Here is a 12,734-nt window from a genome sequence, read left to right as displayed (position 1 = left end):
GGTCGGGGTTTTTTACTGTGTAAAGGAAAGTAGAGATGAAATTGAAGTGTGGGTCCCGAACCCTGGATCTTAGCCAGCCCCAGATCATGGGGATCCTGAATGTCACCCCGGACTCCTTCTCGGATGGTGGGCGTCATTGCGATCTGGAGGGGGCTATGGCGCAGGCTCGACGGATGGTAGAGGAGGGCGCCTCTATTCTCGATGTGGGCGGAGAGTCGACCCGCCCCGGTGCTGCTGAAGTCAGCTTGGCGCAGGAGTTAGATAGAACGCTACCGGTGATAGAACAGATCCGCGCTGAGTTGGACGTGGTGATCTCCATCGATACCTCCAAGGCGGAGGTGATGCGTCAGGCGGTGGCCGCCGGTGCTGGCATAATCAACGACGTTCGTGCCTTGCAAGCGCCCGGGGCGCTTGAGGCGGCGGCTCAGAGCGGGGCTGCAATCTGCCTGATGCATATGCAGGGGCAGCCGCGCACGATGCAACAAGCCCCGACCTACGAGAACTTATTCCTTGAGATCAACCGGTTTCTCCAGTCCCGTGTGCAGGCCTGCCGGGAAGCGGGGATTGTAGCCTCAAGGCTTATCCTGGATCCGGGGCTGGGATTCGGCAAAACCTTGCAGCATAACTTCCAGCTATTGGCTAACCTCGATCAGTTAAGGGAGCATGGGTTGCCACTGCTGATCGGCTTGTCACGCAAAAGCATGATCGGCAATCTGCTGGAACGCTCCATTGACCAGCGGATGGTGGGGAGTGTGACCGGTGCTTTGCTGGCCATTCAACAGGGCGCGGAGATTGTGCGAGTTCACGATGTGGCCCAAACCCGGGATGCGGTACGGGTATGGCAGGCGACTCAGGCACAACGCTCAACGCCATTACTTTAGTTGGACAGGGGAAATCCGGTTGAGGACTGGGTGGCCAGTACTGCACCTGAGGCGAATTCATGGAACCGGTTAGCTTAAACCCTGGCCAGTTTGAGCAAAGAAGCATCGGTTGGATGGATTTGCTCATATTCCCCCTTGCCACATGAAAGTCAGTTAGATACTATCTCGCTCGCTTTCACAGGAGACGTTTATGGCGACAAGACGACCCATGGTCGCGGCAAACTGGAAAATGGCGGGTAGCCTCCAGTTGGCTGAGGAGCTGATTCAGAAGTTCTCGAGACTTCCCGATATCTCCCCGGACGTGGTGCTATGTCCGCCGAGCGTTTATCTGGATAACATACAAAGCAAGTTGGAGGCGAAAGCCAGCAGCTTGATGGGTAAGAATCTTACCCTTGGTGGTCAGAACCTGAGTCACCAAGAGTTCGGGGCTTACACCGGTGAAATATCCGGTACCATGCTCAAAGAGTTTGGGTGCAAGTATGTTATCATCGGTCACTCCGAGCGCCGTCGTATGTACGGAGAGACCAGCGACATGGTGGCTGAAAAATTTGCCATGGCGCAGCGGTGTGGATTAACCCCCATCCTCTGTGTCGGCGAGTCCCTGGCGGCACGTGAAGCGAACCGAACCTTTGAGGTTCTCAGTGGTGAGCTTGATGCGGTGCTGGATAAATGTGGAATCGTGGCATTTGATAACGCAGTCCTTGCCTACGAGCCCATTTGGGCTATCGGAACTGGCAAGAGTGCGACTCCCGAGCAAGCTCAGGAGGTTCATGCCTTCCTTCGTCAAAGGTTATCGGACCTGTCGCCTTATGAAGGCGAAAAGATCCGGATCTTGTACGGTGGCAGCGTAAAGTCCAGCAATGCGGCTGAGCTGTTTAACCAGCCGGATGTTGATGGTGGTTTGGTTGGTGGTGCGAGCCTTAATGCCAGCGAGTTTGTTACGCTGTGCCGCATCGCCTCACAAGCGGAATGAGTGAAAGATGTTTGAAGCTTTGATGGTTATCTACCTGTTGGTTGCCCTGGCGATTGTTGGCCTGGTGATGCTCCAGCAGGGGAAAGGAGCCGGCATGGGTGCCTCTTTCGGTGCCGGTGCATCAGCAACGCTGTTCGGTTCATCCGGTTCAGGGAATTTCCTGACCCGCACCACCGCCATCTTGGCGACGGTGTTCTTCGTTGTTAGCTTGCTGCTCGGTCGCATGAGCGCCCACAGCAGTCAGCCGACCGACGAATGGAACCAGATTGAGGTTCCGGTGGTTGAGCAGGCTCAACCCAGTGACGTGCCCGCAAGCAGCGACGTACCGAACTGATGATGCCCCCAGTCAGGGCTTAAAAGACTAGAGAATTTGTGCCGAGGTGGTGGAATTGGTAGACACGCCATCTTGAGGGGGTGGTGAGCATAGCTCGTGCGGGTTCAAGTCCCGCTCTCGGCACCATTTGTTTGCGTTAAGGTTGCCATTCTGGTAACGTGACGCCACTTCTTCCCGGAAGTAAAACGGGATGACGGACGCGGGGTGGAGCAGCCTGGTAGCTCGTCGGGCTCATAACCCGAAGGTCGTCGGTTCAAATCCGGCCCCCGCAACCACTTCTCTTTTGAGAATTTATGCCGATATGCAGTCTGTCATGCCCAGCTGGATATCGCTCCGTGGCTTATAAGCCGATCGCAAGATCAAAAACCGTGGCGGAGACGGTGGCAGGGGAAACCGGCCGAAGCGAAAGCTTCAAACAGGGTATTGCGAACTTTAAGCCCCGTTTAAAACACGGGGCTTTTTGTTACATCAATCGCACCGGTGGCGGTTGTAACGCGTTATCCCTTGGGGTTTGACTATCCTAGATAGTCGGGTGAATGGGCGTTATGCCCTTTTTTTGTTTGTAGGGGTGAACCCATGGCGACGATAGAACAACGCCTGACCGAAATGTTGCGTGAGCCGGTAGAAGCCCTGGGCTACGAGCTCTGGGGGTTGCAGTATGTGCGCTCCGGTCGACACTCCATTTTGCGTCTGTTTATTGACCATGAAAACGGCATCAGCGTGGATGCGTGTGCCGAAGTTAGCCGGCAGGCCAGCGCCGTGCTGGATGTGGAAGACCCCATCAGCACGGAATATACCCTGGAAGTCTCCTCCCCAGGGATGGATCGCCCCCTGTTTACACCGGCCCATTATGAAAAATACATCGGCTCCGAAGTGATTGTGGTGCTGAATATGCCAATGGAAGGAAAACGCAAGTGGCGTGGGGAAGTGGCTGCCGTTGACGGCGACGTCGTAACCCTGCGTTGTGAAGGTCAAGATCAGATGGTGATGCTGTCCAACGTACAGAAAGCCAATCTGGTTCCAACATTTTAAGTTTCAGGGTGAAACGAGGCTGATAATGAGCAAAGAGATCCTGGCGGTAGCCGAAGCGGTATCCAACGAAAAAGCGGTTCCGCGTGAAAAGATTTTTGAAGCACTCGAATTTGCACTGGCCACTGCGACCAAGAAGAAGCAGGAGCTGGAGATCGACGTACGAGTATCCATCGATCACCGCACCGGTGAGTACGACACTTTCCGTCGCTGGGAAGTGATCGCCGACGATGAAGAGATGGAAGTCCCCACCCGCCAGGTTTACCTCTCCACGGCGCGCGCCATGGAAGAGGATGACTCCATTGAGGTGGGTGACTACGTCGAGGAGCAGATCGAGTCGGTGGTGTTTGACCGCATCACCACCCAGACTGCCAAGCAGGTGATTGTCCAGAAGGTCCGTGAAGCAGAGCGTGCCCAGGTCGTTGAGCAGTTCAAGGACCGAGAGGGTGAGCTGGTTACCGGTGTAGTCAAGAAGGTTAACCGTGACTCCGTCATCGTCGATCTTGGCAACAACGCCGATGCCATCCTTTTCCGGGAAGAGATGCTGCCCCGTGAGACCTTCCGTCCTGGTGACCGGATCCGGGCCCTGCTGCACTCTGTGCGGCTCGAGTCCCGCGGCTCTCAGCTGTTCTTGAGCCGCTCCCGTCCGGAGATGCTGATCGAGCTTTTCCGTATCGAGGTGCCGGAGATTGGTGAGGAGATGATCGAGATCATGGGCGCTGCCCGTGACCCGGGCTCCCGGGCCAAGATCGCCGTCAAGTCCAATGATAAGCGTATCGATCCCGTCGGTGCCTGTGTGGGCATGCGCGGTGCCCGTGTCCAGGCGGTATCCGGCGAACTCGGCGGCGAGCGTATCGATATCGTTCTGTGGAATGAAAACGACGCGCAATACGTGATCAACGCCATGGCGCCGGCAGACGTAGCCTCCATCGTGGTGGATGAAGATGCCCGTTCCATGGATGTTGCCGTTGAGAAGGACAGCCTGGCACAGGCCATCGGCCGTGCCGGTCAGAATGTGCGTTTGGCTTCCCAGGTGACCGGCTGGGAACTGAACGTGATGACCGCCGAAGAGATGCAGGAGAAGCATCAGGCTGAATCCGTCAAGATGATCGCCACCTTCGTCGAAGGTTTGGATATCGATGAAGAGTTTGCTGAAGTCCTGGTCGATGAGGGCTTTACCAGCCTTGAAGAGATCGCCTATGTCCCGGTAAACGAGCTGCTCGAAATTGAAGGCCTCGATGAAGAAACCATCGAAGAGCTGCGCGAGCGTGCCAAGTCTGCGCTCACCACCAAGGCGTTGGCGTCGGAAGAGGCTCTGGATGGTGCAGAGCCGGCGGAAGACCTGCTGAACCTGGAAGGGATGGAGCGCCACCTGGCATTCGTCCTGGCCAGCCGAGGTGTGGTGACGCTGGAAGACCTGGCGGATCAAGCCATCGACGACTTGACCGACATCGAAGAGTTGGACGAAGCCAAAGCGGGGGAGCTGATCATGGCGGCCCGTAACATCTGCTGGTTCAGCGACGAAGCGTAAACCCCGGTCAACAGAGGATACAAAGGATAATGTCAGAGAAAACGATTGAAGCCCTGGCCCAGGAAGTGGGTAAACCCGTTGACCGTTTGCTGTCCCAGTTTAACGACGCCGGCATCAAGAAAGCGGCCGGTGACTCGGTCACCCAGGCGGAACAACAGGCCCTGCTGAGCTATCTGGCTGAACAGCATGGCGGCAAGGCCGAGCCTACTCGCATGACCCTGCAGCGTAAAACACGCTCAACTTTGAGCGTGTCCAGCGGTGGCGGAAAAAGCAAGTCGGTTCAGGTAGAGGTACGTAAAAAACGCACTTACGTTAAGCGCAGTGCGGTAGAGGAACAGGCCAAGCAGGAAGCGGAAGAGCAAGCTCGCCGTGAGGCCGAAGAAGCAGCTAAGCGTGAGGCCGCAGAGGCCAAACGCCTGGCCGAAGAGCAAGCTCGCCGCGAAGCCGATGAGAAGGCCAAGCGTGCGGCGGAAGAGAAGGCTAAGCGCGAGGCGGCAGAAGCCCAACGCAAAGCTGATGCGGAAAGAGATCCGGAAACCGTTGCGCAAGAAAAGAAAGCCAAACAAGAGGCAGAAGCATTGTTAAAAGCGCAAGAAGCAGAAGCGGCACGGAAAGCGGAAGAACAGGCCGAAGCGAAGGCCGAAGAGGCCAAGAAGCTGGCCGAAGAGAACGCCCAGCGCTGGGCCGAGGAAGAAGCCAAGCGCAAAGAGCAAGAGAAGAACGCCGATTACCACGTGACCACCTCTGTTGAGGCGCGTGCTGCTGAAGACCAGCAGGACGCCCGCGCTGAGCGCAGCGGCCCCCGTCGCAAGAAAAAGGCTCCGGCTGACCGCAACGCCCGTGGGGGGCGTAACGAGCGTCGTGGTCGCGGCAAGGGCAAGATGTCTGCACCCAACTCCATGAAGCATGGCTTCCAGAAGCCGGCGGATAAGGTTGTACGTGACGTCGAGATTGGTGAAACCATCACCGTCGCTGAGCTGGCGAACCGCATGGCGGTCAAGGCCACCGAAGTGATCAAGACCATGATGAAGATGGGCTCCATGGTGACCATTAACCAGGTGATCGATCAGGAAGCTGCTCAACTGGTGGCAGAAGAGATGGGTCACAAGGTTGTTCTGCGCAATGAGAACGAGTTGGAAGATGCCGTAATGGCGGACCGCGATACCGAAGCGGAAACCGTTGAGCGCGCGCCGGTGGTTACCATCATGGGTCACGTTGACCACGGTAAAACCTCCCTGCTGGATTACATCCGTGCGGCCAAGGTGGCCTCCGGTGAGGCCGGTGGGATTACCCAGCACATCGGTGCTTACCATGTTGAAACCGACAGCGGCATGATCACCTTCCTGGACACTCCAGGCCACGCCGCCTTTACCAGCATGCGTGCCCGTGGTGCCAAGGCCACTGACATCGTGGTTCTGGTGGTGGCAGCGGATGACGGCGTGATGCCGCAAACCATCGAGGCGATCCAGCACGCCAAGGCGGCGGGAGTGCCGCTGGTGATTGCGGTGAACAAGATGGATAAGGAGACCGCCGATCCGGATCGGGTGAAGAACGAGCTGTCTCAGCACGGCGTGATCCCGGAAGATTGGGGTGGCGAGCACATGTTCGTGAACGTGTCTGCTAAGTCCGGCATGGGGATCGACGAGCTGCTGGAAGGGATCTTGCTGCAGTCCGAAGTTCTGGAGCTGACCGCTCGCAAAGAGGGCATGGCCCGCGGCGTGGTGATCGAATCCCGCCTGGACAAGGGGCGTGGCCCGGTTGCCTCCATCCTGGTTCAGGAAGGTACCCTGCATCAGGGCGACATCGTTCTCTGTGGCCTGGAGTACGGCCGTGTTCGTGCTATGCGCGATGAGAATGGTAAGCCTATCGATGAGGCCGGCCCGTCCATTCCGGTGGAGATCCTGGGTCTGTCCGGTGTCCCTGCGGCTGGCGACGAAGCCACCGTGGTGCGTGACGAGAAGAAAGCCCGTGAAGTGGCACTGCATCGTCAAGGCAAGTACCGCGAAGTTAAGCTGGCCCGTCAGCAGAAGGCGAAGCTGGAGAACATGTTCACCAACATGGCCGCTGGCGATGTGTCTGAACTGAACGTGGTACTGAAGGCCGACGTACAGGGCTCTCTGGAAGCCATTGCCGACTCGCTGACCAAGCTGTCTACTGACGAAGTTAAAGTGAACATCATAGGCCGCGGTGTCGGTGGTATCACCGAAACTGACGCCTCCCTGGCTGCGGCTTCCAACGCCATCATCGTTGGCTTTAACGTTCGTGCCGATGCCGTGGCGCGTAGGATGGTCGACAATGAGAACCTGGATCTGCGCTACTACAGCGTGATCTATGATTTGATCGACGAAGTGAAGCAGGCGATGAGCGGTATGCTGGCGCCTGAGTTCAAGCAACAGATCATCGGTCTGGCGGAAGTACGCGATGTGTTCAAGTCGCCGAAGATCGGTGCTGTCGCCGGTTGTATGGTGACCGAAGGTATCGTCAAGCGTCATGCCCCCATCCGTGTCCTGCGTGAAAACGTGGTGATCTACGAGGGTGAACTGGAATCCCTGCGTCGCTTCAAAGACGATCTCCAGGAAGTTCGTAACGGCATGGAGTGTGGTATCGGCGTGAAGAACTACAACGATGTTCGTGTCGGTGACCAGATTGAAGTATTTGAAACCGTCGAAGTGAAACGCACCCTGTAAGGGCTGCGGATTGAGCAAAGAGGGGCCGTGTGCCCCTCTTTTTGGTAGAGAAGAGTATGGCTAGAGAATTCAGTAGAAGCCGTCGCGTTGGCCAGCAGTTGCAGCGTGAACTGGCGATGGTGCTGCAGCGGGAGATCCGCGACAGCCGCCTGGGTATGGTGACCGTCAACGAAGTGGAAGTCTCCAAGGACATGGGTTATGCCAAGGCCTTTGTCACCTTCCTCAATGATGACGAGGCCGAAGTTAAGGCGCAGATGGCCGCCCTGGTGGAGTTGGCGCCGATGATCCGCAGCCTGTTGGCTTCCCGGGTCAAACTTAGAGTTATGCCGGAGATCCGCTTCCAGTACGACAAGTCGCTGGTCGAAGGGATCCGCATGGCGAGCCTGGTCAGCAAGGTTCGCGCCGAGGATGAGGCCAAGGCCAAATCGGCGGACGATGACAAGAGCGAGGAGACCGAGTAATGGGGCGTCGTCGTAACCGTGGCCGTCTGATTGACGGTGTCCTGCTGCTGGATAAGCCGCAGGGGATCTCCTCCAACGATGCGTTGCAGAAGGTAAAGCGGGTTTACAATGCGGCCAAGGCTGGCCATACCGGTGCACTGGACCCCCTGGCCACCGGCATGCTGCCAATCTGCTTGGGAGAGGCGACCAAGTTTTCCCAGTTCCTGCTCGATGCGGACAAGCGCTACACCGTCGTGGCCAAGCTCGGCGTTCGGACCACGACCTCCGACGCCGATGGTGAAGTGGTCTCTGAGCGTCCCGTTGCAGTGACTCTGGAACAACTCAACGAGGCCCTTGAGGGCTTCCGGGGCACTACCATGCAGGTGCCCTCGATGTATTCGGCACTCAAGTATCAGGGGCAACCTCTCTACAAGTACGCCCGCGAGGGGATCGAAGTCCCCCGTGAGGCCCGCCCCATCACCGTCCATGAGCTGGTCCTGAACCGCTTTGAAGGAGACGAGGTGGAGCTTGATGTGCACTGCTCCAAGGGCACCTACATCCGCACCATCGTCGATGACCTGGGTGAAGTGCTGGGCTGTGGGGCACACGTTATCGTGCTGCGTCGTACCCAGGTGGCGGGTTACCCCTACGAGCGCATGGTGAAGCTGGAGCAGATTGAAAACCTGCTTCAGCAGGCGCTGGACCAGGAGCGTCAGCCCAAAGAGCTGCTTGACCCGCTGCTGTTGCCGATGGACACCGCGGTGGCCACACTGCCGGAGGTCAACATGACCGAGGTGGTCGCCAGCTACCTGATGCAGGGCCAGCCAGTGCAGGTGCACGGCGCCCCCACCGAAGGAAGCGTGCGCCTGACGGTTGGCTCGGAGCGGGTGTTCGTCGGCCTCGGCCAGATAGACGATGACGGGCTCGTTGCCCCGAAGCGGCTGATCAATATCCACCAGGGTTGAGTTGTCGCGGTGAAACCGCTACACTCCCCGCCCTTCGTGCTGAGTTAGTGATCGGCACGAAGCCTGTAACGTTATTTTTGGAGAAAAGACTATGTCACTAAGCGCAGAAGCTAAGGCGAAGATCGTTGCTGAATACGGCCGCGGCGAAAACGACACCGGCAGCCCGGAAGTTCAGATCGCCCTGCACACCGTTCAGATCAACCACCTGCAAGGCCACTTCAAGCAGCACATCCACGACCACCACAGCCGTCGCGGTCTGCTGCGTATGGTTGCTCAGCGTCGTAAAATGCTGGACTACCTGAAGCGTAAAGATGCCGCTCGTTACCAAGAGCTGATCGCCAAGTTGGGTCTGCGTCGCTAAGTCGCACCAAGTTTGGAAAAGGGGACCTTCGGGTCCCCTTTTCTTTTACCTCGCATTTTTCCTGCCGGGTCCGCGGCGCCCCTTCAGCCTGTGACTGACACCGGTTGGCCGGAACCTACTCTCTAGCGGGTTCCCGCCTGGGCTCAAAACCTCCGAGCGCAGAAACTTTCCCCTCGTTTTCCTCCGTTCTCCCCAGTAGCCAGAGGTGCTTCGCATCTGTTTGCCGCGGTTTGGTAATTTTCCATAGAGGGGAGCGCTGCCGCTATCTTTCAGGGCGGTTTGCAGTATACTAACGGGCGAAATTTGAGACGAAAATAGATAAAGGAAACAGCTAGTGAATCCTGTCATTAAGAGCTTTCCCTACGGTAAACACACCGTAACTCTGGAAACCGGTGTCATTGCACGTCAAGCCGACGCTGCCGTTCTGGCCAGCATGGGTGATACCACGGTACTGGTGACCGTTGTAGGGAAAAAGCAGGTTCAGCCGGGTCAAGATTTCTTCCCGCTGACCGTAAACTATCAGGAAAAGACCTACGCCGCCGGTAAGATCCCGGGTGGCTTTTTCAAGCGTGAAGGTCGTCCTGCCGAGAGCGAAACCCTGACCGCCCGCTTGATCGACCGTCCGATCCGCCCGCTGTTCCCCAAAGGCTTCATGAATGAAGTCCAGGTGGTGGCCACCGTGGTGTCGGTTGAGCCGGCTGTTTCCCCGGACGTGGTTGCGATGATCGGCACCTCCGCCGCTCTCTCCCTTTCCGGCATCCCCTTCAACGGCCCGATCGGCTGTGCCCGTGTGGGTTACCAGAACGGTGAGTACCTGCTCAACCCCTCCGTCGAAGAGCTCAAAGAGTCCAAGCTGGACCTGGTTGTGGCCGGTACCGAAGGCGCCGTGCTGATGGTGGAATCCGAAGCGGATGTGTTGTCCGAAGAGGTGATGCTGGGTGCGGTGGTGTTTGGTCACCAGGCGCAACAGGCGGTAATCACCGCCATCAACGAGCTCAAAGCCGAAGCGGGTAAGCCCGCCTGGGAGTGGACCGCCCCGGTGAAAGATGAAGCCTTGGCCGCCAAGGTGGCGGAGCTGGCTACTGCGGGCATGGGCGACGCCTACCGCATCACCGACAAGATGGCTCGCATCGAAGCGGTCAATGCCGTGAAGGCAAAAGCCAAAGAGGCGATCCTGGCGGAAAATCCGGATCTGGATCCGCAAGAGATCGGCGGCATGCTCAGCAGCCTGGAGAAGAAGGTGGTGCGTTCTCGCATCATCGCCGGCGAGCCGCGCATCGATGGCCGTGACACCAAGATGGTTCGCGCCCTGTCCGTTCTGCCTGGCGTTCTGCCGCGCACCCACGGTTCCGCCCTGTTTACCCGTGGCGAAACCCAGGCACTGGTGGCCGCCACTCTGGGCACCGAGCGTGACGGCCAGATCATCGACGAGCTGATCGGCGAGCGTACCGATCGCTTTATGCTGCACTACAACTTCCCCCCTTACTGCGTGGGCGAAACCGGCTTCATGGGCTCACCGAAGCGTCGTGAAATCGGTCACGGTAAGCTGGCCAAGCGCGGGATCCAGGCAGTCATGCCGACGGCGGAGGAGTTCCCCTACACCGTACGGGTCGTCTCCGAGATCACCGAATCCAACGGTTCCTCCTCCATGGCCTCAGTCTGTGGTACCTCCCTGGCGTTGATGGATGCCGGTGTACCGATCAAGGCTTCTGTAGCGGGCATCGCTATGGGCCTGGTGAAGGAAGGCGACGACTTCGTCGTGCTGTCCGACATCCTGGGTGATGAAGATCACCTCGGTGATATGGACTTCAAAGTGGCGGGTACCAGCCAAGGTGTCACCGCACTGCAGATGGACATCAAGATCGAAGGCATCACTCAGGAGATCATGCAGATCGCCCTGAAGCAGGCCAACGAAGCCCGTAACCACATCCTGAGTGTGATGGACCAGGCACTGCCGTCCCACCGCTCTGAGCTGTCCGATCACGCACCGCGGATCACCACCCTGAAGATCAACCCGGACAAGATCCGTGATGTGATCGGTAAAGGGGGTTCCGTGATCCGTGCCCTGACCGAAGAGACCGGCACCACCATCGAGATCGATGATGACGGTACCGTGAAAGTGGCTTCCACCGATGGGCTGGCCGCCAAAGAGGCGATCCGCCGTATCGAGGCGATCACCGCCGATGTGGAAGAGGGACGTGTCTACAAAGGTAAAGTGGTTCGCATCGTCGACTTCGGTGCCTTCGTCAACATCCTGCCGGGCAAAGATGGCCTGGTGCACATCTCCCAGATCTGTGAGGAGCGCGTCAACAACGTCGCTGACCACCTGCAGATCGGTCAGGAAGTGGACGTGAAGGTTGTTGAAGTGGACCGCCAGGGCCGCATCCGCCTCTCCATGAAGGAAGCCGCGGTGAAACCGGCTGCGGAATAAGTCCGAACTGTGATAAAAAAGGGGAAGCTAAGGCTTCCCCTTTTTTTGTTTGTTTTCAAAACAGGCTCGTGACAACAGGAATGATAATGAGAAGATTGTGGCTCCCTATGGCACTGGCCGGACTCCTGCTGGGCGGCTGCGCCTCGGCGCCCGCACCCCAAGATGAGCGTCCGCAACTCCTGCTGGCCACGCCGCAGCAGGTGGATCCGCAGCTGGAGATCCAACTGGCCAAACTCGGTGAATTGTTGCAGGTGCCGGACCTGACCGATGAGCAGCGGGCCCGGTTCCTCTATGACCGGGGCATTCGTTACGACGCGGTGGGGTTGCGTACCCTGGCCAGGATCGACTTCAATCAGGCGTTACAGCTGCAGCCCAATATGCCCGAGGTCTACAACTTCGTGGGGATCTACGCTACCCAGGCGATGGAGTTTGACCAGGCCTACCAGGCGTTCGACGCGGTACTCGAGCTGGATCCGACCTTTATCTACGCCTACCTCAACCGCGGCATTGCCCTCTACTACGGTGACCGTCCCGAGTTGGCGGTGGAGGACCTGACCAGTTTCCTGCTGGCCGAGCCTTCGGATCCTTACCGGGCACTCTGGCTCTACTTCGCCCAGGTGGAGCTGGATCCTGAGCAGGCCAAGCTGCAATTGGCGGATCACCGCAGCCGCATGGATGAGAGCCAGTGGTCCGTCGGGTTGGTGGATCTTTTCCTCGGGCGCACCAGTGGCGGTGAGCTGCTGGCCAGCAGCCGCGAAGGGTTGAGCCAACAGGGGGAGCTGGCAGAGCGTTTGTGCGAAGCCTACTTCTACCTGGGCAAGCAGGCGCGACTGGAGGGGGATCCCGGTAAGGCGATGAACCTCTACAAGCTCTCCCTGTCCACCAACGTCTACGAGTTCGTTGAGCATCGCTATGCGCTGCTGGAGATGCGCCAGGTGGCAGAGGCTGCCATGGCTTCCGCAGAGTCGGAGGAGTCGCTTTAGTCGACTGCCAGCAGCAGTCGGCTGTGGCCGACTGTCCAGGTGAGGGAACAACCGGAGGTTGTTCCCTTCTTTTTATTCTCACCGGACTGCCCCCTCCCTGTTGGCGCTTGTGACACCCT

At 58.2% G+C, this 12,734-nt stretch carries 11 protein-coding genes and 2 tRNA genes; all 13 read left to right on the top strand.

Translation table 11 applies throughout. The features are described 5' to 3' along the window. Positions 1-35: 35 nt before the first annotated feature. Positions 36-881 (top strand): dihydropteroate synthase, encoded by an 846-nt coding sequence (folP, locus tag ABD997_RS00730; RefSeq protein ID WP_345315099.1) that lies wholly within the window; start codon positions 36-38, stop codon positions 879-881. Between the two features lie 190 nt (positions 882-1,071). Continuing rightward, on the top strand, positions 1,072-1,854 hold the full coding sequence (tpiA, locus tag ABD997_RS00725) for a triose-phosphate isomerase (RefSeq protein WP_345315098.1): 783 nt from the start codon (positions 1,072-1,074) through the stop codon (positions 1,852-1,854). Positions 1,855-1,861: 7 nt separating this feature from the next. Beyond that, a complete protein-coding gene (gene secG, locus ABD997_RS00720; RefSeq protein WP_345315097.1) occupies positions 1,862-2,188 on the top strand; it encodes a preprotein translocase subunit SecG in 327 nt (108 codons plus the stop codon). A 40-nt stretch (positions 2,189-2,228) separates the two neighbouring features. Next, positions 2,229-2,314, top strand: a tRNA-Leu gene (locus ABD997_RS00715). A 72-nt stretch (positions 2,315-2,386) separates the two neighbouring features. Next, a tRNA-Met gene (locus ABD997_RS00710) sits at positions 2,387-2,463 on the top strand. Between the two features lie 301 nt (positions 2,464-2,764). Continuing rightward, a complete protein-coding gene (gene rimP, locus ABD997_RS00705; protein ID WP_345315096.1) occupies positions 2,765-3,220 on the top strand; it encodes a ribosome maturation factor RimP in 456 nt (151 codons plus the stop codon). Positions 3,221-3,245: 25 nt separating this feature from the next. Continuing rightward, on the top strand, positions 3,246-4,748 hold the full coding sequence (gene nusA, locus ABD997_RS00700; RefSeq protein WP_345315095.1) for a transcription termination factor NusA: 1,503 nt from the start codon (positions 3,246-3,248) through the stop codon (positions 4,746-4,748). A gap of 29 nt (positions 4,749-4,777) precedes the next feature. Continuing rightward, on the top strand, positions 4,778-7,435 hold the full coding sequence (gene infB, locus ABD997_RS00695) for a translation initiation factor IF-2 (RefSeq protein ID WP_345315094.1): 2,658 nt from the start codon (positions 4,778-4,780) through the stop codon (positions 7,433-7,435). A 56-nt stretch (positions 7,436-7,491) separates the two neighbouring features. Further along, entirely contained in the window at positions 7,492-7,896 is a 405-nt protein-coding gene (gene rbfA / locus ABD997_RS00690; protein WP_345315093.1) for a 30S ribosome-binding factor RbfA, read from the top strand. Next, positions 7,896-8,840: a tRNA pseudouridine(55) synthase TruB gene (truB, locus tag ABD997_RS00685; RefSeq protein ID WP_345315092.1), complete on the top strand. Its 945-nt coding sequence runs from the start codon at positions 7,896-7,898 to the stop codon at positions 8,838-8,840. The genes rbfA and truB overlap by 1 nt, the downstream gene beginning before the upstream one ends. 91 nt (positions 8,841-8,931) lie before the next feature. Continuing rightward, entirely contained in the window at positions 8,932-9,201 is a 270-nt protein-coding gene (gene rpsO / locus ABD997_RS00680) for a 30S ribosomal protein S15 (RefSeq protein WP_345315091.1), read from the top strand. A 334-nt stretch (positions 9,202-9,535) separates the two neighbouring features. After that, positions 9,536-11,632, top strand: coding sequence for a polyribonucleotide nucleotidyltransferase (gene pnp / locus ABD997_RS00675; protein ID WP_345315090.1), 2,097 nt, complete (start codon positions 9,536-9,538; stop codon positions 11,630-11,632). A gap of 86 nt (positions 11,633-11,718) precedes the next feature. Beyond that, positions 11,719-12,615, top strand: coding sequence for a lipoprotein NlpI (gene nlpI, locus ABD997_RS00670; protein ID WP_345315089.1), 897 nt, complete (start codon positions 11,719-11,721; stop codon positions 12,613-12,615). The last annotated feature ends 119 nt before the right edge of the window (positions 12,616-12,734 follow it).

This window comes from Ferrimonas gelatinilytica, from assembly GCF_039544205.1.
Classification (GTDB): Bacteria; Pseudomonadota; Gammaproteobacteria; order Enterobacterales; family Shewanellaceae; genus Ferrimonas; species Ferrimonas gelatinilytica.
This window is presented reverse-complemented; position numbering and strand designations above follow the sequence as displayed.

What these genes read in the sequence shown, in the direction of transcription:
- rbfA (WP_345315093.1), top strand. Translation starts at nt 7,492, where the DNA reads ATGGCTAGAGAATTCAGTAGAAGCCGTCGCGTTGGCCAGCAGTTGCAG.
- nusA (WP_345315095.1), top strand. Translation starts at nt 3,246, where the DNA reads ATGAGCAAAGAGATCCTGGCGGTAGCCGAAGCGGTATCCAACGAAAAA.
- infB (WP_345315094.1), top strand. Translation starts at nt 4,778, where the DNA reads ATGTCAGAGAAAACGATTGAAGCCCTGGCCCAGGAAGTGGGTAAACCC.
- tpiA (WP_345315098.1), top strand. Translation starts at nt 1,072, where the DNA reads ATGGCGACAAGACGACCCATGGTCGCGGCAAACTGGAAAATGGCGGGT.
- folP (WP_345315099.1), top strand. Translation starts at nt 36, where the DNA reads ATGAAATTGAAGTGTGGGTCCCGAACCCTGGATCTTAGCCAGCCCCAG.
- rpsO (WP_345315091.1), top strand. Translation starts at nt 8,932, where the DNA reads ATGTCACTAAGCGCAGAAGCTAAGGCGAAGATCGTTGCTGAATACGGC.
- nlpI (WP_345315089.1), top strand. Translation starts at nt 11,719, where the DNA reads ATGAGAAGATTGTGGCTCCCTATGGCACTGGCCGGACTCCTGCTGGGC.
- rimP (WP_345315096.1), top strand. Translation starts at nt 2,765, where the DNA reads ATGGCGACGATAGAACAACGCCTGACCGAAATGTTGCGTGAGCCGGTA.
- truB (WP_345315092.1), top strand. Translation starts at nt 7,896, where the DNA reads ATGGGGCGTCGTCGTAACCGTGGCCGTCTGATTGACGGTGTCCTGCTG.
- secG (WP_345315097.1), top strand. Translation starts at nt 1,862, where the DNA reads ATGTTTGAAGCTTTGATGGTTATCTACCTGTTGGTTGCCCTGGCGATT.